Genomic DNA, 21,959 nt, shown 5'->3' with positions numbered 1-21,959 from the left:
GCCCTCGCCATGCCCGAAGCCAGCCGCCCCGACCCCGACGCCCTGCTCGCGCAACTGCGCGCCGACGAGGTGCGCGCGCAGCGTGGCCGCCTGCGCATTTACTTCGGCGCCAATGCCGGGGTGGGCAAGACCTGGGCCATGCTCAGCGCGGCCCGGCGCGAACGGGAGGCCGGCCGCGACGTGGTGATCGGCGTGGTCGAAACCCATGGCCGCAGCGAGACCGCCGCGCTGGTCGAGGGGCTGGAGGCCCTGCCGCCGTGCGAGCGGCACTACCGCGGCAAGCTGCTGCGCGAGTTCGACCTGGACGGCGCGCTGCTGCGCCACCCGCAGGTGCTGCTGGTGGACGAACTGGCGCACAGCAACGCGCCCGGCTCGCGCCACGCCAAGCGCTGGCAGGACGTGGAGGAGCTGCTGGCCGCCGGCATCGACGTGTGGACCGCGCTCAATGTGCAGCACCTGGAGAGCCTGAACGGCACGGTGGGCGCCATCACCGGCATCCGCGTGAACGAGACCGTGCCCGACAGCGTGCTGGACGAGGCCGACGAGGTGACCCTGGTCGATGCCACGCCCGACGAAATGGCGGCGCGGCTGGCCGCCGGCAAGGTCTACCTGCCCCAGCAGGCCGAGCGCGCGGCGCAGAACTTCTTTCGCAAGGGCAACCTGATCGCGCTGCGCGAGATCGCCCTGCGCCGCACGGCCGACCACGTCGAGGACGACGTGCGGGGCTGGCGCATCGAGCAGTCGGGCGAGAGCGGCGCGCCGGGGGGCGGCGCACCCCCGGCGTGGAACACCTCGGGCGCCATCCTGGCGGCCGTGGGGCCGGAGCAGGACGCGGCGCAGACCGTGCGCGCGGCGGCCCGCATGGCGGGCCAGCTCAATGTGCGCTGGCATGCCGTCTACGTGGAAACGCCGCGCCTGGCGCGGCTGGACGATGCCGCGCGCGACCGCATCCTGGCCGTGCTGCACCTGGCGCAGGAGCTGGGCGCGGAAACCGCCGTACTGAGCGACGAGCAGGTGGCGCCCGCGCTGGCCGAACAGGCGCAGCGCCTGAACTGCGCCATGCTGGTGCTGGGCCGTGGCCGCGCGCGCGCCGGCTGGCGCCGCTGGGCCGGGCGCTGGTGCGCGCCGCTGGCGCTGCGGCTGGCGCGCATCGCGCCCACGCTGGACCTGGTCAGCGTGGCCCCGGCCGACAGCGCCCGCCGCCTGGCGCGCACGCCCTGGGCGGCCCCGGCGCGTGGAGAACTGCCCGAGGAGCCGGATGCCGCCACCTGGCCCGGCTTTGCCTGGGCCGTGGGCAGCAGCGTGGCCCTCACCGGGCTGGCTGCGCCGCTGTCGGGCGTGCTGGAGCTGACCAACATCGTCATGCTCTACCTGCTGGGCGTGGTGGGCGTGGCGTGGCGTTTCGGGCGCGGGCCGGCGGCCCTCGCGGCGGCGATGAACGTCATGGCCTTCGACTACTTCTTCGTGCTGCCCACCTTCTCGTTCGCGGTGAGCGACGTGCAGTACCTGCTGACCTTCGCCGTCATGCTGGGCGTAGGCCTGCTGGTGGGGCAGCTCACGGCGGGCCTGCGCTTCGCGGCCAGCGTGTCGGCGGGGCGCGAGCGGCGCGCGCAGTCGCTGTTCGAGCTGGCGCGCGAGCTGTCGGCGGCGCTGCAGGCCAGCCAGGTCGAGGCGCTGGGCGCGGCGGCGGTGCAGCGCCATTTCGGCGGCGAGGCCCGGGTGCTGCTGACCGACGCCCAGGACCGGCTCGTGCCCCCGTCCGATCCGCCCGAGGGGTTCGACTTCAGCGTGGCCGACTGGGCCTTCCGCCAGGGCCAGAGCGCGGGCCTGACCACGGCCACCCTGTCGGCCCAGCCCTGGCACTACGTGCCGCTGGTGGCGCCCATGCGCGTGCGCGGCGTGCTGGCGCTGCGTCCGGCGCAGCCGCGCTGGCTGGTGATTCCCGAGCAGGCGCGGCAGCTGGAAACCCTGGCGCGCCAGATCGCCATTGCCGTGGAGCGCGTGCATTACGTCGAGGTGGCGCAGCAGGCGGTGGTGGACATCGAGTCCGAGCGCCTGCGCAACGCCTTGCTGGGCGCCATCTCGCACGACGTGCGCACGCCGCTGACGGCGCTGATCGGGCTGGCCGAGTCGCTGCGCACGCTGGCGCCGCCGCTGTCGCCCGCGCAGGCGCAGGCGGCGCAGGCCATCGTGGCCCAGGCGCGCGCGCTGAGCACGCTGGTGGGCAACCTGCTGGACATGGCGCGGCTGGAAAGCAGCGCCAGCGGCGCCGTGCAGCTGCGGCGCGAGTGGCAGTCGGTGGAGGAGGTCGTGGGCGCGGCCATCCGCGCCGCGCAGCCGGCCCTGGGCGGCATGGCGGTGCGCACCGAGTTGGCGCCCGAGCTGCCGCTGGTGGAGTTCGACGCCGTGCTGATCGAGCGCGTGCTGGTCAACCTGCTGGAGAACGCCGCGCGCTACGGCGCGCCGCCCATCGTCGTGGCGGCCAGCGCGCTGCCGCAGGCGCTGCGCATCACCGTGCGCGACCACGGCCCGGGCCTGCCGCCCCACCTGCGCGGGCGCGAGCAGGTGCTGTTCGACAAGTTCACCCGCGGCCAGGCAGAGTCCACCACGCCCGGCGTGGGGCTGGGCCTGGCCATCTGCAAGGCCATCGTGCAGGCGCATGGCGGCGAGATCTCGGCCACGAACGCCGCCGCCGATGCGCATGGCAGCGGCGGTGCGGCGTTCACCATCGAGCTGCCGCGCCGTCCGCCGCCCGCCGTTACCGAATGAAATCCTATGTCTTCTCCCCCTAGCCTCACCGCCATCGTGATCGAGGATGAACCCCAGATCCGCCGCTTCGTGCGCGGCGCGCTGGAGGACGAGGGCTGGCTGGTGCACGAGGCCGCCACCCAGCGCGAGGGCCTGGTGGCCGCCGGCACGCGCCACCCCGACCTGCTGGTGCTCGACCTGGGCCTGCCCGACGGCGACGGCGTGGAGCTGATCCGCGACGTGCGCGGCTGGTCCAGCGTGCCCATCATCGTGCTCTCGGCGCGCGCCGACGAGGCCGACAAGATCGCCGCGCTGGACGCGGGAGCGGACGACTACCTCACCAAGCCCTTCGGCACCGGCGAGCTGCTGGCACGCGTGCGCGCCAACCTGCGGCGTCCGCGTGCCGCGGCGGGCGAGGCGCCCGCGCCGGCCGATGCGGTGTTCCGCTTTGGCGAGGAGGCCGGGGCGGTGGAGGTGGACCGCGCCCGGCGCGTGGTGCGCCGCGCCGGCGACGAGGTGCACCTGACCCCCACCGAGTACCGTTTGCTCTCCGTGCTGGTGGCCAACGCCGGGCGCGTGCTCACCCAGCGCCAGTTGCTGCGCGAGGTCTGGGGGCCGGCGCACAGCGACCAGAGCCACTACCTGCGCGTCTACATGGGCCACCTGCGCGGCAAGCTTGAGGTCGACCCGGCGCAGCCACGCCACCTGCTCACCGAGACGGCGGTGGGCTACCGCCTGCTGCCCTGACCGGGGGCGCTGCGGCCCCTACACTGCGGGCCCATGACGATGCCCCAGTTCCCCGCCATGCTGCTGGCCGCCGGCCGCGGCGAGCGCATGCGCCCGCTGACCGATGCCTGTCCCAAACCATTGCTCGAAGTGCGCGGGCGGCCGCTGCTGGAGTGGCACCTGCGTGCGTTGGTCGAAGCGGGTGTCGAGCGCGCCGTGATCAACACCGCGTGGCTGGGCGAGCAGATTGGCCACCGGTTTTCAGATGTTTTTGCCGTCGAAGGCAAGCAGGACAAGCGCGAACAGCTATCAATTTCATACTCCCATGAAGGCCGGGATTTCGGTCGCGCGCTGGAGACGGCCGGCGGTATCGCACGCGCGCTGCCGCAGCTGGGGCCGGTGTTCTGGCTGGCGGCGGGCGATGTGTTCGCGCCCGACTTCACCTTCGAGGCGCAGGCCGTGCAGCGGTTCGTGGCCGGCGATGCCCTGGCCCATCTGTGGCTCGTGCCCAACCCGCCGCACCACCCGCGCGGCGACTTTGGCCTGTCGCCCGAGGGGTTGGCGCTGAATCTGCCGGCGCAGGACCCGCGGCCGCGCTACACCTACAGCACCATCGCCCTGCTGCGCGCCGAGCTGTTCACCGCGCCCTGGAGCGACATCGCGCCCGGCAACCCCGAGGGCGTGGCCGCGCCGCTGGCGCCGCTGCTGCGCCGCGCCATGGATGCGGGGCGGGTGACGGCGACGCTCCATACCGGGCGCTGGACCGATGTGGGTACGCCCGAGCGGCTCGCTGAGCTGAACGCCGGCTGAGGCAGCGTCCGTCGCCCAGCGGTTCAGGCGCCTGGCGCGGATGCGGGGGCCGAGGCGGCGCCCGACGCGGGATCGGAGGGGTCTGATGCCGGCTCGGCGGGCGGCGGCGGAGGCAGCAACTCGGGCGCGGGCGCCAGCGCGGCGGCCGATGCGGGATGGGCGGGCTGCACATCGATGGCCGGGCCGTTCTCGCAGTTGCGGAACTGCCACTGGCTGGGCAGGAAGCGGGCCTGCGGCCCGTCGGGTGCGGGCTTGCCCACCTCGGCCTGCACGTCGTAGGGGATGTGCGGCACCTGGAACAGGGCGATCTGGCCCTGGCGGCACAGCAGCGCGGGTACCACCTTGTTCAGCTCCCAGTCCTTGGTGTCGGTGTTGTAGCGGTACAGCGGGCCAATACGCTGGTCCTGGGCCAGTTCTACGCGCATCGGCAGCACCTGCATCGCCTGGGCCCATACGCCGGCCACGAGCACGGGCTGCGAAAAGCGCACCGCCTCCAGGCCGCGCAGGGACACCGGCTGCACCGGCGCGCCGTTGTCGAAGGGGTCCAGCCGGTTGATCAGGCTGCCCGCGGGAATCACCAGTTCGCCGTACTGCACGTCGTGCGGCAGCACGAAGCGTTCGCGGTGGGTGCGATGCACGGCGCTGTCCTGGCGCGTCTGCTGCGCGCGACCCGACAGGTACAGGCGCAGGCCCAGCCAGGCATCGCACACCACGGCCACGGCGCACAGGGCGACCAGCACGCGCCGGTCCAGCCGCGGCTTGTTGGGAACATCGATATACCGCGCATAGAACGCGTAGGAAAGCAGGGCCACGGTCAGCACCAGGCCCAGCAGGGGGATGAGGGTGGTCAGCAGGAAGGACATGCGGCGAGTCTGCCACGGCGCCTGGGCGCCGCCGCGCGCGCCGGCCGTTGGGCCCACAATGGCAGCATGACCACGCCCAGCTCCCTCTACGCGCAGCGTCGCGCCCGCCTTGCCGCCCAGTTGGGCGCGGGCGGCATCGCCATCGTGCCCACCGCCCCGCTGCAGCAGCGCAACCGCGACAGCGAGTTTCTCTACCGCCACGACAGCTACTTCTACTACCTCACGGGCTTTGCCGAGCCGGGCGCGTGGCTGGTGCTGACCGCGGAAGGCCACAGCACGCTGTTTTGCCAGCCCAAGGACCTGGAACGCGAGATCTGGGATGGCTACCGCCTGGGGCCCGAGGCAGCCCTGGCCACCCTGGGCGTGGACGCCGCGCACTCCGTGGCCGATATCGACGCGCGCCTGCCGCGCCTGCTGGAAAACCGCGGCAGCGTCTGGTTCCCCTTCGCCACCCACCCAGGGCTGGCTGCGCGTGTGGAAGGCTGGCTGAACCAGGTGCGCGCACGCGTGCGGTACGGCGCGCTGTGCCCCGCGCAGCAGGGTGATCTGTGCACGCTGCTCGACGAGATGCGCCTGATCAAGGACGGGCATGAGCAGGACCTGATGCGCCGCGCCGCCGCCATCAGCGCCCGCGCCCATGTGCGCGCCATGCAAAGAAGCGCCCGCATGCTGCGCGCCGGCCAGGACGTGCGCGAATACCACCTGGATGCGGAGCTGCTGCACGCGTTCCGCGAAGAGGGCTCGCAGTGTCCGGCGTATGGTTCCATCGTGGCCGCGGGGGCCAACGCCTGCGTGCTGCACTACCGCGCCGATGCCGCGCCGGTGCGCGCGGGCGAGCTGGTGCTGATCGACGCGGGCTGCGAGCTGGACGGCTACGCCTCGGACATCACGCGCACCTTTCCGGCCAATGGCCGCTTCACCGGTCCGCAGCGCGCGCTGTACGACCTGGTGCTGGAGAGCCAGAAGGCGGCCATCGCCGCCACGCGTGCAGGCAACCGCTTCAACGACCCGCACGACGCCACGGTGGCCGTGCTGGCGCAGGGCATGCTGGACTTGGGCCTGCTGGACGCCAACAAGGTCGGCAGCGTGCAGGACGTGATCGCGAGCCGTGCGTACTTCCAGTTCTACATGCACCGTACCGGCCACTGGCTGGGCATGGATGTGCATGACTGCGGCAGCTATGTCGAGCCCGCAGAAGTGGGCCAGGTGAGCGAGCGGCGCGACCCGCTGTCGGGCGAGCTGATCCAGAACCGCCCCAGCCGCATCCTGCGCCCGGGCATGGTGCTGACCATCGAGCCCGGCTTGTACGTGCGCCCCGCGCCGGGCGTGCCCGAGGCCTTCCACCACATCGGCATCCGCATCGAGGACGACGCCATCGTCACCGAGACCGGCTGCGAACTGATCACCCGCGGGGTGCCCGTGGAGGGCGACGAGATCGAGGCGCTGATGCGCGGCTGAGCGGGTGTTTTCAGGAACCGCGATGTAACTGATTTTGTGCAAAAATCGAAACTCGATTACATCCACGGAAAAGAGACACCCCCATGCAGATCCGCCGCGCCACCAAGATCGTTGCCACCCTGGGCCCCGCCTCCAGCGACCCGCAACTGCTGGAGCAGATGATCGCGGCGGGCGTGAACGTGGTGCGCCTGAACTTCAGCCACGGCAAGGCGCAGGACCATGTGGAGCGCGCTGCCATGGTGCGCGAGGCCGCCCAGCGCGCCGGGCGCGAGGTCGCCATCATGGCCGACCTGCAGGGGCCGAAGATTCGCGTGGGCAAGTTTGCCGAAGGACGGGTGATGCTGGAGCCGGGCCAGCCTTTCGTGCTGGACGCGTCGCGCAGCGAGCCCGGCGACCTGCAGGGCGTGGGCCTGGACTACAAGGAACTTCCCCGCGACGTGAAGCCCGGCGACGTGCTGCTGCTGAACGACGGCCTCATCGTGCTGCAGGTGGATGCCGTGCGCGGCGAGGCGGTGTACACCACCGTGAAGATCGGCGGCGAGCTGTCCAACAACAAGGGCATCAACAAGCAGGGGGGAGGCCTCACGGCGCCCGCTCTCACGGCCAAGGACATGGAGGACATCAAGACCGCCATGAGCTTCCAGGCCGACTATGTGGCCGTGAGCTTCCCCAAGAACGCCACCGACATGGAGATGGCGCGCCAGCTGTGCAACGTGGCCGCGGCCGAGTTCCGCCACAAGCCCGGCCTGATCGCGAAGATCGAGCGTGCAGAGGCCGTGCCGCTGCTGGAGGAGATCCTGCGCGTGTCCGACGGCATCATGGTGGCACGCGGCGACCTGGCCGTGGAGGTGGGCAACGCCGCGGTGCCCGCGCTGCAGAAAAAGATGATCCGCATGGCGCGCGACATGGACAAAGTGGTGATCACCGCGACCCAGATGATGGAGAGCATGATCGCCAACCCCGTGCCCACGCGTGCCGAAGTGAGCGACGTTGCCAACGCCGTGCTGGACGGCACCGACGCCGTGATGCTCAGCGCCGAGACGGCGGCCGGCAAGTACCCGCTGGACACGGTGCGGGAGATGGCCACCATCTGCGCCGCCGCGGAAGCGGCCGAAGACCTGGAGCGCGACTCCGACTTCATCGGCCAGACCCTGGGCCGCATCGACCAGTCCATCGCCATGGGCGCGCTGTTCACGGCGCACCACCTGGGTGCCAAGGCCATCGTGGCGATGACCGACAGCGGTTCCACGGCACTGTGGATGAGCCGCCACCGCATCCACATTCCCATCTATGCATTGACGCCGAAGGTGGCCACGCAGCGGCGCATGGCGATGTTCCGCAACGTGCGCCCGTTGCTCATGGACACCAGCGCCGACCGCGACACTGCATTGGACCAGGCCGAGAGCCACCTGAAGATGCGCAACATCGTGCAACAGGGCGACCTGTACGTGATCACCTGCGGCGAGCCCATGGGTGCGCCCGGCGGCACCAACATGCTCAAGATCTGCCGCGCACGATGAACTCGCGGTAGCGCATCCTTTCACCCCGTGAACGCAGACGGGGCGATGGGGGGTATTGGGGGCATGGGTCCAGGAAGCGGTAGGGCGGCTAAAATTACGAGTTACCAAGCGGTTACCGCCGCTCATCCATCAACCCTCGAACGGATCCACCCCATGCCTCTCGTCTCGATGCGCGAACTGCTCGACCATGCCGCCGACCACGGCTATGGCATTCCCGCCTTCAACGTCAACAACCTGGAGCAGGTGCAGGCCGTGATGGCCGCTGCCGACGAGGTGGGCGCGCCGGTGATCCTGCAAGCCAGCGCCGGCGCCCGCAAGTACGCCGGCGAGAGCTTTATCAAGCACCTGATCGCCGCCGCTGCCGAGGCGTATCCGCACATCCCCCTGGTCATGCACCAGGACCACGGCACCAGCCCCGCCATCTGCAAGGGCGCGCTGGAGCTGGGCTTCGGCTCGGTGATGATGGACGGCTCGCTGCGCGAAGACGGCAAGACCCCCGCAGACTTCGACTACAACGTGCGCGTCACCCAGGAAGTGGTGGCCATGGCGCACAAGATCGGCGCTACCGTCGAAGGCGAACTGGGCTGCCTGGGCAGCCTGGAGACCGGCGAGGCGGGTGAGGAAGACGGCGTCGGCGCGGCTGGCAAGCTCAGCCACGCCCAGCTGCTCACGGACCCCGAGGAGGCTGCGCAGTTCGTCAAGGCCACGCAACTGGACGCCCTGGCGATCGCCATCGGTACCAGCCATGGGGCCTACAAGTTCTCCCGCCCGCCCACGGGCGATGTGCTGTCGATCCAGCGCGTCAAGGAAATCCACGCGCGCATTCCCAACACCCACCTGGTGATGCATGGCTCGTCCAGCGTGCCGCAGGATCTGCTGGCCCTCATCAACCAGTTTGGCGGCAAGATGAAGGAAACCTACGGCGTGCCCGTGGCCGAGATCCAGGAAGCCATCAAGCACGGCGTGCGCAAGATCAACATCGACACCGATATCCGCTTGGCCATGACCGGGGCGGTGCGCAAGTTCCAGGCCGAGAACCCGGATAAATTCGACATGCGCGAGTGGATGAAGCCCGCGCGCGAAGCCGCCAAGGCCATCTGCAAGCAACGCTACCTGGAGTTTGGCTGCGAGGGCCAGGGCGCGAAGGTGAAGGGCTATACCCTCAGCGAAATGGCTGCCAAATACGCCAGCGGCGCGCTGCAGCAGGTCGTGAACTGACGCAATGAGGCGCGCGGCGGAGCCGTCTGCCGCTCACGCTTTCCCAAGCCCGGCGCCCCATGGCCGCCGGGCTTTTTCTTTGGCCTCACTCCGTGCCATGTCGCGCGTGCGTCGAAGGTGTTAAATTCTTCATGTAAGCTCACGGTAAGTAGAAATACGCAATGCTGCGTGGACCAACGCCGTAGGGCGCTCGCGTGCAGGAGGAGATGACATGCTGATAGGTGTGCCCGCCGAAACCCTGGCAGGCGAGACGCGGGTGGCCGCCACGCCAGAAACCGTCAAGAAACTCGTGGCCCAAGGCCACACGGTGCGGGTGCAGTCAGGCGCCGGCGTCTGCGCCAGCGTCACCGATGCCGGCTTTGCCGCCGTGGGAGCCGAGATCACCGACGCGGCCGGCGCCTGGGGCTGCGACCTGGTGCTCAAGGTGCGCGCGCCGCAAGAGGCCGAAGCCGGCCTGCTGCGCCAGGGCAGTACCTTGGTCGGCATGCTGAATCCGTTCGACGCCGCAGGTCTGCACCGCCTGGCCGCTGCCGGCGTCACCGCCTATGCATTGGAAGCTGCGCCGCGCACCACGCGCGCGCAGAGCATGGACGTACTCTCTTCGCAGGCCAACATCGCCGGCTACAAGGCCGTGGTGATGGCCGCTGATCGCTACCAGCGCTTCTTTCCCATGCTCATGACTGCGGCGGGCACCGTGAAGGCGGCCCGCGTGGTCATCCTGGGCGTGGGCGTGGCGGGCCTGCAGGCGATTGCCACGGCCAAGCGCCTGGGCGCGGTGATCGAGGCCAGCGATGTGCGCCCCAGCGTCAAGGAGCAGGTGGAGTCGCTGGGCGCGAAGTTCATCGACGTGCCCTACGAAACCGCCGAGGAGAAAGAAGCTGCCGAGGGCGTGGGCGGTTACGCCCGCCCCATGCCGCAAAGCTGGCTGGACCGCCAGAAGGCCGAGGTTGCCAAGCGTGTCGCGCAGGCCGACGTGGTCATCACCACGGCGCTGATCCCCGGCCGCGCCGCGCCGGTGCTGGTCACGCAGGAGATGGTGGAGTCCATGAAACCCGGCTCCGTCATCGTGGACCTGGCGGCCGCGCAGGGCGGCAACTGCCCGCTGACCCAGCCGGGTCAGACCGTCGTGCACCACGGCGTGACCCTGGTCGGCGAGACCAACCTGCCCGCGCTCGTCGCGGCCGACGCCTCCGCGCTGTACGCGCGCAACGTGCTCGACTTTCTCAAACTCATCATCAACCCCGAAGGCGCCCTGCACCTCAACCGCGATGACGACATCGTGGTGGCCTGCTTGGTGGCGCATGAGGGGGCCGTCACGCGCGCGTGACCCTGTTCTGCCCGCAACCTTGGAGTGACTTTCTTGCGTCTTCGTTGGAACCCCTTTGTCCCCGCCATCGCGGCCCTGCTGTCGCTCGTTGCATGCGCGCCAGCGCAGCCGGACCTCGTACGGGTGGGCCGTGCCGAACTGCAGTTGCCCGCGGGCACCTGGCAGCCTTTGGGCGGCAACGCCGAGCAGTTTGACGTCCGCCCCGATGACACCGCGCACGATCTGCCCATGCAGACCCGCGCAGTGGCCCTGCGCGGCCAGGCCAAGGAACCGCTGGCGGTTCTGGTAGTGCAGACCAATGCCAGCAACCACCCGCGCGACACCACGCTGTGGACCGCGGCCTGCCTGCCGCAAAAGGGCGTGCAGGTGGAAGACGCGGCGCGCGGCAGTCCGGTGCGCATCGACTGCCTGCGCTACAAGCGCAGCGCGGGCACCGACGGCTACCTGGCCAGCGCGCGTCCGGCGCTTGCCCAGTGGCTGACGCAGCAGCAGGCCGTGCCAGCCAACCCGTATTCCCACGTCTCGTACCGCTACTCCACCCCCGAAGGTGGCTATGTGTCCGTGGATGTGCTGGCCGATCGGCGGTTGCTGCGGCCTACCGTGCGCAACAACGAGGAGTTCCTGCGTGCAGGCCGTCCCGCGCAGGCGTGGATGGAGCAGCTCGCCCAAGCGGCCCGCCAGAGCATCACCATGCTGGACGGCCGTTTCGTCGTGCCCCCGTTTCCCCAGGCCTTGCCCGAATAGCTGTCAATTGGGGCCGTGTAGAGGTCCCCTTTCCGAAGGAGCGTCGAAATGGAGTCGGTTTCGCCCACGCTGATCAACCTGATCATCTTCGTGCTGGCCATCTACGTGGGCTACCACGTGGTCTGGAACGTCACGCCCGCGTTGCACACGCCGCTGATGGCCGTGACCAATGCCATCTCGGCCATCGTCATCGTCGGGGCCATGCTGGCCGCGGCGCTCACCGAAACGCCACTGGGCAAGACCATGGGCGTGCTGGCCGTGGCGCTGGCGGCGGTGAACGTGTTCGGCGGCTTCCTGGTCACCCGGCGCATGCTGGAGATGTTCAAGAAGAAAGAGCGCAAGGCGCCCGCCGAACAAGCGAAAGCAGCTACGAAATAAGGAGCGTTGGTATGAGCATGAACCTTGTCACGCTGCTGTACCTGGTCGCCAGCGTCTGTTTCATCCAGGCGCTCAAAGGCCTGTCGCACCCCACCACGTCGATCCGCGGCAACCTGTTCGGCATGGCGGGCATGGCGATCGCCGTGCTGACCACGGCGGCGCTCATCGTGGAGCTGGCCAGTGACAAGGGCGTGGGCATGACCTACGTGCTGGCCGGCCTGGTGGTGGGCGGCGGCGCGGGCGCGGTGATGGCCCAGCGCGTGGAGATGACCAAGATGCCCGAGCTGGTGGCCTTCATGCACAGCATGATCGGCCTGGCGGCGGTGTTCATCGCCGTGGCGGCCGTGGCCGAGCCCTGGGCCTTCCAGATCGTGGCGCATGGCCAGCCGATCCCCCTGGGCAACCGTCTGGAGCTGTTCCTGGGCGCGGCCATCGGCGCCATCACCTTCAGTGGCTCGGTGATCGCCTTCGGCAAGCTCTCGGGCAAGTACAAGTTCCGCCTGTTCCAGGGCGCGCCGGTGGTCTTCAAGGGGCAGCACCTGCTGAACCTGGTGCTGGGCCTGGCCACCGTCGGCCTGGGGCTGGTGTTCATGCTCACCGAGCGCTGGGATGCCTTCTTCGCCATGCTGGCGCTCGCCTTCGTGATGGGCGTGCTCATCATCATTCCCATCGGCGGCGCCGACATGCCCGTGGTGGTGTCCATGCTCAACAGCTACTCGGGCTGGGCAGCGGCGGGCATCGGCTTCTCGCTGAACAACAGCATGCTCATCATCGCGGGCTCGCTGGTAGGCAGCTCGGGCGCGATCCTGAGCTACATCATGTGCAAGGCCATGAACCGCTCGTTCTTCAACGTGATCCTGGGCGGCTTCGGCGGCGACGCGGCAGCTGCGGCCACGGGCGGCGGCGTGCAGCGCACGGCCAAGAGCGGCAGCGCCGACGATGCGGCCTTCATCCTGAGCCAGGCGGAGACCGTGGTCATCGTCCCCGGCTACGGCCTGGCCGTGGCGCGCGCGCAGCATGCGGTGAAGGAGCTGGCGCAAAAGCTCACCGACAAGGGCATCACCGTCAAGTACGCCATCCATCCGGTGGCGGGCCGCATGCCCGGCCATATGAACGTGCTGCTGGCCGAGGCCGAGGTGCCCTACGACCAGGTGTTCGAGATGGAGGACATCAACGGCGAGTTCGGCCAGGCCGACGTGGCCATCGTGCTGGGCGCCAACGATGTGGTGAACCCCGCCGCGCTGCACAAGGGCAGCCCCATCTACGGCATGCCGATCCTGGAGGCTTACAAGGCCAAGACCGTGATCGTCAACAAGCGCTCCATGGCCGCGGGCTACGCCGGCCTGGACAACGAACTGTTCTACATGGACAAGACCATGATGGTCTTCGGCGACGCCAAGAAGGTGGTCGAAGACATTGGCAAGGCCGTGGAGTAGTGCCGCATCCGCGCATGCCGGCGGGGCCGGCACGCTAGGGTAATTCCAGACGCGCGAAGGCTGCAGGCCATCCACAATGCGCCGCACTTTGCCGTCATTCGTAACTAGAAGATTCCAGGAGAGACATCTATGACCGATCGCCCATGGCTTGGCGCCTACCCGCAGGGCGTTCCTGCCGACATCGACCCGACGCAGTACACGTCGCTGGTGGAGCTGATGGAGCAGGCCTTCCGCGACTATGCGGACCGCACGGCCTACAGCTTCATGGGCAAGGAGACCAGCTACCGCGAGACGGACGCGCTGAGTCGCCAGTTTGCGGCCTACCTGCAGAGCCTGGGCCTGGTGCGCGGCGACCGCGTGGCGCTCATGATGCCCAACGTGCCGCAGTACCCGATCGCCGTGGCGGCCGTGCTGCGCGCGGGCTTCGTGGTGGTCAACGTGAACCCGCTGTACACCCCGCGCGAACTGGAGCACCAGCTCAAGGACTCGGGTGCCAAGGCCATCGTCATCATCGAGAACTTCGCCGCCACGCTGCAGGCCTGCATCGCCAACACCCCCGTGCAGCACGTGGTGCTGTGCGCCATGGGCGACCGGCTGGGCCTGCTCAAGGGCCTGCTGGTCAACTACGTGGTGCGCAACGTCAAGAAGCTGGTGCCGGCCTACCAGCTTCCCGGCGCAGTGCGCTTCAACGACGCGCTGGCCAAGGGCGCCGGCCTGCAGTTGAACAAGCCGTCTTTGAAGAGCGACGACATCGCACTGCTGCAGTACACCGGCGGCACCACGGGCGTGAGCAAGGGCGCCGTGCTGCTGCACCGCAACGTGATCGCCAACGTGCTGCAGTCCGAGGCCTGGAACAAGCCCGCGACGAGCAAGATCCCCGAGAGCGAGCAGCCCACGGCCGTGTGCGCGCTGCCGCTGTACCACATCTTCGCGTTCACGGTGAACATGATGCTGTCCATGCGCACGGGCGGCAAAACCATCCTCATTCCTAATCCACGCGATCTGCCGGCCGTGCTCAAGGAGCTGTCCAAGCACACGTTCCACAGCTTCCCGGCGGTGAACACGCTGTTCAACGGCCTGGCCAACCATCCCGACTTCAACACGGTCAACTGGAAGAACCTCAAGGTTTCCGTGGGCGGCGGCATGGCTGTGCAGGCGGCCGTGGCCAAGCTCTGGCTGGACAAGACCGGCTGCCCGATCTGCGAAGGCTATGGCCTGTCGGAGACCAGCCCGTCGGCCAGTTGCAACCCGGTCACCGCCACGGAGTTCTCGGGCACCATCGGCGTGCCGTTGCCCAGCACCTCCATGCGCATCCTGGACGACGAGGGGCACGACATCTCCGCCACCGGCCAGGCGGGCGAAATCGCCATCAAGGGCCCGCAGGTCATGGCCGGCTACTGGCAGCGCCCCGACGAGACCGCCAAGGTCATGACCGAGGACGGTTACTTCAAGACCGGCGACATCGGCGTGATGGACGCACGCGGCTACTTCAAGGTGGTGGACCGCAAGAAGGACATGGTGCTGGTCAGCGGCTTCAACGTCTACCCCAACGAGGTGGAGGACGTGGTGGCGCTGATGCCCGGCGTGCTGGAATGCGCGGTGGTGGGCGTGCCCGACGAGAAGACGGGCGAGGCCGTGAAGCTGGTCATCGTCAAGAAGGACCCGGCGCTCACCGAGGCGCAGGTCAAGGACTTCTGCCGCGCCAACCTCACGGGCTACAAGCAGCCCAAGGTGATCGAGTTCCGTACCGAACTGCCCAAGACCCCCGTCGGCAAGATCCTGCGCCGCGAGCTGCGCGACAAGAAATAAGCCGAGAACCCGAGGGCCCCGCGCGGGCTCTCGCATTGCCCCAGCCGGGATAATCCCGGCTTTTTTACGCCCGGCCCTCACCCTCATGACCACTGCCATCCTCAGCGCCCTGCCCGAAGAGCAGGGCGGCCTCATGCACGCCCTGCAGCAACCTGAGCAACTGCAGCATGCGGGCCGCATCTTCTGGCGCGGCCACCTGCATGGGCAGCCCGTGGTGCTGGCACTGTCGGGCATTGGCAAGGTGGCGGCGGCCACCACGGCCGCAGCGCTGGCCGAGCGCTTTGGCGTGGCGCGCATGGTGTTCACCGGCGTGGCCGGCGGCGTGGGCGAGGGCGTGCAAGTGGGCGATGTGGTGGTCGCGCAGGACTACCTGCAGCATGACTTTGATGCCTCGCCCATCTTCCCGCGCTGGGAAGTGCCGGGCTACGGCCGTGCGCGCATGGACTGCGATGCGGCGCTGAATGCTCTGCTTTTGGAAGCTGCTCGCGCTTACCTGGCGGACGCTGGAGCCCATTTCGTTACTGATCTTCCCAACGCTGCACGCGCCCCGCAGGTGCACCACGGCCTGATGGCCAGCGGCGACCGTTTCGTCTCCACGGCGCAGGAATCCAGCGCGCTGCGCGCGGCGCTGCTGGCGTCTGACCACGACGTGCTGGCCGTGGAGATGGAAGGCGCCGCCGTGGCCCAGGTCTGCCGCGACTACGGCCTGCCGTTTGCGGCGGTGCGCACCATCTCCGACCGCGCGGACGACAGTGCGCATGTCGACTTCGCCCACTTCATGCAGAACGTGGCGAGCCGCTATGCGGACCACATCGTGCAGCGCTTCGTGCAAATGCTCCCAAAATAAGAGCTGCTAGCGCTTGATGCGTAGGCGCCAGAGGCCGATTATGTTTGAAATTGGCGCGCCCTTATCCATCCGATGGCCGCGGAGCCGGCCACCCCAGCAGACGCCGTGGAACAGGCTTCGCCAGGCCACCGGCGTCGTTCCCCTTCCCGCAGCGCGCAGCGATGCGAGAGAAGGGGGAAGCGGCGCAGCCGCTCAGGGGGATGTTCCCTATTTCAACCAGCCCCGCTTGCGGAAGTACAGCATCGGCCCCAGCGCGCTGGCCACCATCAGTGCCAGCACGTAGGGGTAGCCGTACTGCCAGTCCAGCTCGGGCATGAACTTGAAGTTCATGCCGTAGACGCTGGCGATCAGCGTCGGCGGCAGCAGCGCCACGCTGGCCACGGAGAAGATCTTGATGATCTTGTTCTGGTTGATGTTGATGAAACCGACCGTGGCGTCCATCAGGAAGTTGATCTTGTCGAACAGGAAGGCTGTGTGGCTGTCCAGCGACTCGATGTCGCGCAGGATCTGGCGCGCGTCCTCGAACTGCTCGGAGCTGAGCATGCGGCTGCGCATCATGAAGCTCACCGCGCGGCGCGTGTCCATCACGTTGCGGCGGATGCGGCCGTTCAAGTCCTCCTGACGCGCAATGGCCGCCAGCACCTCGCTGGCGCGTGCGTCGGTCACGTTGCCCGCCAGCACCTGGGTGCTGACCTGCTCCAGGTCGTCGTAGATGCCTTCCAGCGTGTCGGCGGAGTATTCGGCGTCGGTGTCAAACAGGCTCAGCAGCACCTCTTTGGCATCGTCGATCAGGCCCGGCGCGCGCCGCGCGCGCATGCGCAGCAGGCGAAAGACCGGAATGCTCTCATCGTGGATGGAAAACAGCACGCCCTTGCTTTTGAGCTCGTCGTTGACCAGGTTCAGGATGAAGGCCACGCGCGCCGAGCGCGGCTTGTCGTACACATCCACCAGAAAGTCGCTGCGGATGTGCAGCTCGCCGTTGTCTTCCTCGTAAAAGCGCGCGGACTCTTCGATGTCCTCGTCCATCGCATCTTCGGGGATGGACAGGCCGTAGTGCTGCTTGATCCAGCGCTTTTCTTCCAGCGTGGGGGACTCCAGGTCCACCCAGATCGGCTGAAAGCGCGCCAACTCTTCCAGGGACTCGATTTCTTCCTGGACGAGCCGGCCGTTGGCGAGCGTAAAGATGTTGAGCATGGCTCACTCTCCCGGTTGTCTTGTGGCGTCTGCAAAAGGGGCGGGGGGCGCTTTCAGTCCCTTCGGCATGTCAATGGGCCGGGAGGCTGAAAGCTACCAACTAGGGTAGGTTTCCACGGAGCTGTCTCCATACGTTGTGCAAGACGGGAATTATCGCATCCGCTCCCCAATGGAAGCACCGCCGCATGACACGTTCTTGGCGCCTTTTCGGGGGAAAGGCGCCGCACCGCATCACCCCCCGCCGCGGTGCGTGTGCAGGTCCAGGTGCCGCATGAAAGCCTGGCGCTCGGCGGGCGGGACGCCGTCGAACGCGAAGTGCAGGTGCAGCGTGGGCAGGCGCAGCAGCGCGATCTGGCGCGCAGGCCCCGGCGCCCAGTGCAGCGTGAGCGCGCCCCCCGCGAGCGCGATGCGTACCTGGGCGTCGCCCTGTGCGGCCCAGTCGTGCCCCGCCAGCGCCCGCTGCAGCAGCCGCTGCCATTCGGCGGGCGCGCAGCTCATGTCGCGCGTGAAGTGGTCAGGCCAATCGCTCAAAAGGTGCGGGGAGGGTAGGAGGCTGCGATTCAGCCGCCGGCGATCGGCGGCCAGATGGCGAGCGCGTCGCCCTCGTGCAGCGTGGTGGTGGCGCGCGCCGCGGGGGCGATGTAGCGGCCGTTGACCAGCACCAGGTGCACCATGTCCGGCGGCAGGCGGAAAGGCGCGATGATCTGGCTGATGCTCTGTGTGGGGGCGACTTCCAGCACCATCTGGTTGCCTGGGCGCACCTCGGGCGGCAGGTAGTCGGTGAGCGAGGCAAAGAGCTTGAAAGTGATGCGCATGCGCCTATCCGGTTTTCATGCCAAATCGGCCGTTTGCACTTGTGGGATAAGCGCTGACAGCTACTTTTAGCATAGCAAATTCCCTGGCCTCAGCGCCGGCGCGCGTCCTGCGCGCCGCTCCAGTGCCCCTGCGCCTGGGCGCAGGCCAGGTAGGCCTCCATCAGCCGCGTAGGGTCGCGGCGCAGGTGTTCCTTCCAGGGGCCCAGGCGCACCTGGCCTTCCACCAGGCCGCGCATGGCGCCCACGTGCTGCGTCATGCCCACGGAGTTGCAGCCGATGAGCCGGTCGCCCTCGAACTGCAGGCTCAGGTGTTTGCCGGCCGCCGCGTCGGTCAGCGCCACCTGTTCGCCGCCGGCCACGCCCTGCCAGTTGCCGAAGCTGGTGGAGATGAGCCCCAGCGTGTCCAGCACGTTGATCTGGGTGACCACCGCCAGCGCCGCGGGAAGCCCCAGCATGTTGAGCGCCGCCACGCGCGCCTGCTCGGCCGCGTTGGGCTGGATGGCGCTGACCACGGTCTTGCGCGTGAAAGGGTCGAACGCCTCGGCGCAGTCGCCCGCGGCATAGATGCCGGGCACGTTGGTCTGCATGCGCTCGTCGGTCAACACGCCCTGCAGGCAGGTGACGCCACTGCCCGCCAGAAAGCCAATGGCCGGGCGCACGCCCGTGGCGCTGATGACGAGGTCGGCATCCAGCACCCTGCCGCCCGACAGGTGCACACGCAGCGCGTCGCCGCCGCCTTCACCTTGTGCGCGGTCGATGCGCTCGACCTTGTGGCCCGTGAACACCTGCACGCCCTGGCGCTCGCACCAGTCGCGGATCATGCCGCCGGCCACCGCGCCCATCATGCGCGGGACCATGCGGTCGCCCATCTCGACCACGCTGAGCTGCACGCCGCGCTTTTGCAGCGCCTCCATGATGATGCAGCCGATGAAGCCCGCGCCCATTTGCAGCACGCGCGCGCCGGGCCGGGCGCGCGCGGCGATGGCGCGCGCGTCGGCCAGCGTCCAGCAGGTCTGCACGCCCGGCAGGTCCAGCCCGGGGATGGGCGGGCGCACGGGGTGGGAGCCGGTGGCGATGAGCAGCCGGTCGAAACCCAGCGTGACGCCACCCTCCAGCGTGACGGTGCGGGCCTGCACATCCACGCCCGCGGCGCGTGCGCTCAGGCGGTCGATGCGCAGCTGTGCGAAGTGGTCGGCGCGCTTGCGCAGGTAGGTGCCGCGCTCGTCGATGTCGCCCACCAGCAGGTAGGGGATGGCCATGCGCGAGTAGGGCGGCTCGGCCTCGTCGCCCACGAGGGTGATGCGGTCGCCCGGCGCATGCTTGCGCAGGGTTTCCGCGGCGATGACGCCGGCCGGGCCGGCCCCGAGGATCAGGTGGTGCATAGGGATGCTCGGTTGCTGCAGTATTGATAGCTGCTAACGCAGGATAGGTATGCGCTGCATGCCGATTTGCCTTTTATCCTTGCGCCGCGGGCGGGCCCCTGCCGTGGCCCGCGGCAGATGGCCTCACAGTCCCAGGCGCGCGCGCGTCTCGGGTGTGGGCCGGCCTTCGGGGTCCCAGCCGCGCACGGCGTAGTACTTGGGCAGCATTTCGGGCAGGTGGCTCACCGTGCCCTTGGAGCCGCCGGTCTTGGCCGCCTCGGTCAGCAGGCGCCGGGGCAGGCTGTCGTCCGCCTTGGTGAAGCCGGCGGCGTTGTTGAACTCGCGCTCCATGTTCCAGATGCGCTCGCCGATCTTCTCCAGCTCCGGCACCGTGAAGCCTTCGTCGCACGCCGCCTGCAGTTGGGGGGCGAGGTCGGGCAGGCTCCAGGCGAAGGTGGTGAAGATGCACACGCCGGCCGAGTCAAACGCCGCCGTCGCGTCCTGGAAGGCCTTGACCAGCTCGGGCTTGCCCTCGGTGGCCGTAGGCTCGGTCTTGACGGGGATGCCCAGGATCTCGGACGCGATGGTGTAGCCGCGCAGGTGGCAGCCGCCGCGGTTGCTGGTGGCGTAGGCCAGGCCGATGCCCTGGATGGCGCGGCCGTCGTAGGCGGGGAACTCCTGGCCCTTGGAGGACATGGACAAATCAGGATGGCCGTACTTGGTGCACAGGCGCTTGGAGCCCTGCCCCACCTCCTTGCCAAAGCCGCGGCCGTGGATGGTTTCTTCGGCCAGGAAGGCCAGCGCCTTGGCCGAGCCGAAGGGCGCCTCGATGCCGATCTGCTCGCGGGTGAGCACGCCCATTTCGTACAGCTCCATCACCGCGCCCACGGTGGCGCCGAAGCTGATGGGGTCGATCCCCTGCTCGTTGCACAGCAGGTTCACGTACTGCAGGCATTCCAGGTCGTTCACGCCGTTGGCCGCACCCAGGGCCCAGGCGGCCTCGTATTCCAGGCCGCCGCTGGCGCCCCAGTACTGCGGCTTGTTGACCACCGTGAAGTGCGTCTCGTCGATCTTGCTGATGCGCCCGCAGGCAATGGTGCAGCCAAAGCAGGCCTGGTTGGTCACCAGCTGCTTCTTGCCGTCGCTGGCGCGCGGCGTGGCCATGGCCTCGGCGGAGATGTCCTTGGCACCCTCGAACTGCACGTCGCGGTGGTTGCGCGTGGGCAGGGCGCCCACCTCGTTGATCACGTTCATCAGCACCTGCGTGCCGTAGGTGGGCAGGCCCTGGCCGGTGACGGCGTTGTCGTGCAGGATCTTCTTGCGCGCAAAGGTCTCGGCCATGAAGGCCTTGGGGTCGCGGATGTTGCCCACGCCCTTGGTGCCGCGCACGGCGATGGCCTTGAGGTTCTTGCTGCCCATCACCGCGCCCACGCCCGATCGGCCCGCGGCGCGGTGCAGGTCATTGACCACTGCGGCGAACAGTACCTGGTTCTCGCCCGCGCGGCCAATGCCCGAGATGCGCGTGAGCGGGTCCTGCAGCGTGGTCTTGAGGTGCTCCTCGGTTTCCCACACGCTCTTGCCCCAGATGTCGGCGGCGTCGCGCAGCTCGGCCACGTCGTCGTTGATGTACAGGTACACGGGCTTGAGGGACTTGCCCTCGAAGATGACCATGTCCCAGCCGGCCATCTTCAGCTCGGCGCCCCAGTAGCCGCCCGAGTTGGAGCAGGCGATGGCGCCCGTCAGCGGCCCCTTGGTGATGACGGTGTAGCGCCCGCCCGTGGAGGCCATGGTGCCCGTGAGCGGACCCGTGGCCCAGATGATCTTGTTGTCCGGCGACAGCGGGTCGACCTGGGGGTCGATCTCGCTGACCAGGTACTTGGTGCCCAGGCCGCGCGAACCCAGGTACTGGCGTGCCCAGTCCATGTTCAGCGGCTCGGGGGTAACGGTGCCCGCGCTCAGGTTGACGCGCAGAATCTTGCCAGCCCAGGACATGATGTGTGCTCCTTGATTGATAGCTGCTAGCGCTTGGTGGTCAAGCGCCAGCGGGCTGATTGGCTTGATTGCCCAGCTTGTCGGCCCACTGCTTCATGCGCTCCAGGCCGGTCCAGTTGGCGTCGATGTAGGTGATGGCCGTGGTCGGGCAGGCCTCCACGCAGGCCGGGCCCTCGGCGCGGTCGTGGCACAGGTCGCACTTTTGCACCTTGCCCGTGTCGGCCACGTAGTTGATGGTGCCGAAGGGGCAGGCGATGGTGCAGACCTTGCAGCCCACGCAGGTGGACTCGGACACGATCTTGGCGCCGCTCAGCTTGTCCACCGTGATCGCCTCCACCGGGCAGGCGTGCAGGCACCAGGCCTCGTCGCACTGGGTGCAGGTGTAGGGCACCTTCTTGCCCGTGGTGTGGAAGTCGAACACCTTGATGCGCGATTTGGCGGTGGCGTAGACGCCGTAGTTCTCGAAAGAGCAGGCCATCTCGCACTGCAGGCAGCCGGTGCACTTGTCGGCGTTGATGTGCAACACCTTTTGCATGAATGTCTCCTTGGGTACCGGCGCCCAGGGCAGGGGACGCCTTGCCTATGAAAAGATTTGCATAGGTATTGTAGGCAGCCCAGGGGAGGGGACTTGCAGAGGGGAAACCCGCGTCGGGTATGGGGTGCGCGCCGTACCCCGCCAGGCGCGTGCCGGGCGGGCCGTTCGGTTGCGGCGG

At 68.7% G+C, this 21,959-nt stretch carries 19 protein-coding genes; 12 read left to right on the top strand and 7 right to left on the bottom strand.

From position 1 onward, the window contains the following. The first annotated feature begins 9 nt into the window (after nucleotides 1–9). Genes K2L43_RS17550 through K2L43_RS17540 form a run of 3 tightly spaced genes read left to right on the top strand, consistent with a single transcriptional unit; the run spans nucleotide 10 to nucleotide 4,284 of the window. Nucleotides 10–2,769, top strand: coding sequence for a DUF4118 domain-containing protein (locus K2L43_RS17550; RefSeq protein WP_047351178.1), 2,760 nt, complete (start codon nucleotides 10–12; stop codon nucleotides 2,767–2,769). Nucleotides 2,770–2,775: 6 nt separating this feature from the next. After that, nucleotides 2,776–3,495 carry a two-component system response regulator KdpE gene (kdpE, locus tag K2L43_RS17545; protein WP_103738485.1) on the top strand — a complete coding sequence of 240 codons (720 nt, stop codon included), beginning with the start codon at nucleotides 2,776–2,778 and terminating at the stop codon, nucleotides 3,493–3,495. A 33-nt stretch (nucleotides 3,496–3,528) separates the two neighbouring features. Further along, nucleotides 3,529–4,284: a nucleotidyltransferase family protein gene (locus tag K2L43_RS17540; protein ID WP_255580484.1), complete on the top strand. Its 756-nt coding sequence runs from the start codon at nucleotides 3,529–3,531 to the stop codon at nucleotides 4,282–4,284. A 23-nt stretch (nucleotides 4,285–4,307) separates the two neighbouring features. Here the strand turns inward: K2L43_RS17540 and K2L43_RS17535 are convergent, their stop codons facing one another. Then, nucleotides 4,308–5,147 (bottom strand): hypothetical protein, encoded by an 840-nt coding sequence (locus K2L43_RS17535; protein WP_103738483.1) that lies wholly within the window; start codon nucleotides 5,145–5,147, stop codon nucleotides 4,308–4,310. 66 nt (nucleotides 5,148–5,213) lie between these two features. Between K2L43_RS17535 and K2L43_RS17530 the strand changes: the two genes are divergently transcribed. From K2L43_RS17530 to K2L43_RS17490, 9 genes are all read left to right on the top strand, one after another. After that, nucleotides 5,214–6,605, top strand: a complete 1,392-nt coding sequence (locus tag K2L43_RS17530; protein ID WP_220638122.1) for an aminopeptidase P N-terminal domain-containing protein — start codon at nucleotides 5,214–5,216, stop codon at nucleotides 6,603–6,605. A gap of 83 nt (nucleotides 6,606–6,688) precedes the next feature. Beyond that, the gene (pyk, locus tag K2L43_RS17525) at nucleotides 6,689–8,125 is read left to right on the top strand and encodes a pyruvate kinase (RefSeq protein ID WP_103738481.1); all 1,437 of its coding nucleotides are present in this window, start codon (nucleotides 6,689–6,691) and stop codon (nucleotides 8,123–8,125) included. A gap of 153 nt (nucleotides 8,126–8,278) precedes the next feature. Further along, entirely contained in the window at nucleotides 8,279–9,343 is a 1,065-nt protein-coding gene (fba, locus tag K2L43_RS17520; RefSeq protein ID WP_015914537.1) for a class II fructose-bisphosphate aldolase, read from the top strand. Nucleotides 9,344–9,554: 211 nt separating this feature from the next. Then, nucleotides 9,555–10,670 carry a Re/Si-specific NAD(P)(+) transhydrogenase subunit alpha gene (locus K2L43_RS17515; protein ID WP_172208849.1) on the top strand — a complete coding sequence of 372 codons (1,116 nt, stop codon included), beginning with the start codon at nucleotides 9,555–9,557 and terminating at the stop codon, nucleotides 10,668–10,670. Between the two features lie 24 nt (nucleotides 10,671–10,694). Beyond that, nucleotides 10,695–11,414 carry a hypothetical protein gene (locus K2L43_RS17510; protein ID WP_255580483.1) on the top strand — a complete coding sequence of 240 codons (720 nt, stop codon included), beginning with the start codon at nucleotides 10,695–10,697 and terminating at the stop codon, nucleotides 11,412–11,414. Nucleotides 11,415–11,462: 48 nt separating this feature from the next. Further along, a complete protein-coding gene (locus K2L43_RS17505; protein ID WP_015914535.1) occupies nucleotides 11,463–11,792 on the top strand; it encodes an NAD(P) transhydrogenase subunit alpha in 330 nt (109 codons plus the stop codon). Nucleotides 11,793–11,803: 11 nt separating this feature from the next. Further along, the gene (locus K2L43_RS17500) at nucleotides 11,804–13,228 is read left to right on the top strand and encodes an NAD(P)(+) transhydrogenase (Re/Si-specific) subunit beta (protein ID WP_011807036.1); all 1,425 of its coding nucleotides are present in this window, start codon (nucleotides 11,804–11,806) and stop codon (nucleotides 13,226–13,228) included. 129 nt (nucleotides 13,229–13,357) lie between these two features. Continuing rightward, nucleotides 13,358–15,037 carry a long-chain-fatty-acid--CoA ligase gene (locus K2L43_RS17495; protein ID WP_015914533.1) on the top strand — a complete coding sequence of 560 codons (1,680 nt, stop codon included), beginning with the start codon at nucleotides 13,358–13,360 and terminating at the stop codon, nucleotides 15,035–15,037. Between the two features lie 85 nt (nucleotides 15,038–15,122). Further along, nucleotides 15,123–15,884, top strand: coding sequence for a 5'-methylthioadenosine/adenosylhomocysteine nucleosidase (locus K2L43_RS17490; RefSeq protein ID WP_220638120.1), 762 nt, complete (start codon nucleotides 15,123–15,125; stop codon nucleotides 15,882–15,884). 207 nt (nucleotides 15,885–16,091) lie between these two features. Here K2L43_RS17490 and corA read toward each other — a convergent pair whose 3' ends face one another. The 6 genes from corA to K2L43_RS17460 all read right to left on the bottom strand — a co-directional run bounded on the left by corA (nucleotide 16,092) and on the right by K2L43_RS17460 (nucleotide 21,781). Continuing rightward, nucleotides 16,092–17,078 (bottom strand): magnesium/cobalt transporter CorA, encoded by a 987-nt coding sequence (gene corA, locus K2L43_RS17485; protein WP_103738475.1) that lies wholly within the window; start codon nucleotides 17,076–17,078, stop codon nucleotides 16,092–16,094. A gap of 231 nt (nucleotides 17,079–17,309) precedes the next feature. Then, entirely contained in the window at nucleotides 17,310–17,609 is a 300-nt protein-coding gene (locus tag K2L43_RS17480) for a hypothetical protein (RefSeq protein WP_135147942.1), read from the bottom strand. Nucleotides 17,610–17,638: 29 nt separating this feature from the next. Continuing rightward, nucleotides 17,639–17,893 (bottom strand): MoaD/ThiS family protein, encoded by a 255-nt coding sequence (locus tag K2L43_RS17475; RefSeq protein ID WP_011807031.1) that lies wholly within the window; start codon nucleotides 17,891–17,893, stop codon nucleotides 17,639–17,641. Between the two features lie 89 nt (nucleotides 17,894–17,982). Further along, on the bottom strand, nucleotides 17,983–19,275 hold the full coding sequence (locus tag K2L43_RS17470; protein WP_220638119.1) for an NAD(P)/FAD-dependent oxidoreductase: 1,293 nt from the start codon (nucleotides 19,273–19,275) through the stop codon (nucleotides 17,983–17,985). A gap of 123 nt (nucleotides 19,276–19,398) precedes the next feature. Further along, a complete protein-coding gene (locus tag K2L43_RS17465; protein ID WP_220638118.1) occupies nucleotides 19,399–21,246 on the bottom strand; it encodes an aldehyde ferredoxin oxidoreductase family protein in 1,848 nt (615 codons plus the stop codon). A 40-nt stretch (nucleotides 21,247–21,286) separates the two neighbouring features. Continuing rightward, nucleotides 21,287–21,781, bottom strand: coding sequence for a 4Fe-4S dicluster domain-containing protein (locus K2L43_RS17460; RefSeq protein ID WP_047351546.1), 495 nt, complete (start codon nucleotides 21,779–21,781; stop codon nucleotides 21,287–21,289). Between the last annotated feature and the right edge of the window lie 178 nt (nucleotides 21,782–21,959).

The organism is Diaphorobacter sp. MNS-0 (assembly GCF_019602835.1).
Taxonomy (GTDB): Bacteria; Pseudomonadota; Gammaproteobacteria; order Burkholderiales; family Burkholderiaceae_C; genus Diaphorobacter; species Diaphorobacter nitroreducens.
This window is presented reverse-complemented; position numbering and strand designations above follow the sequence as displayed.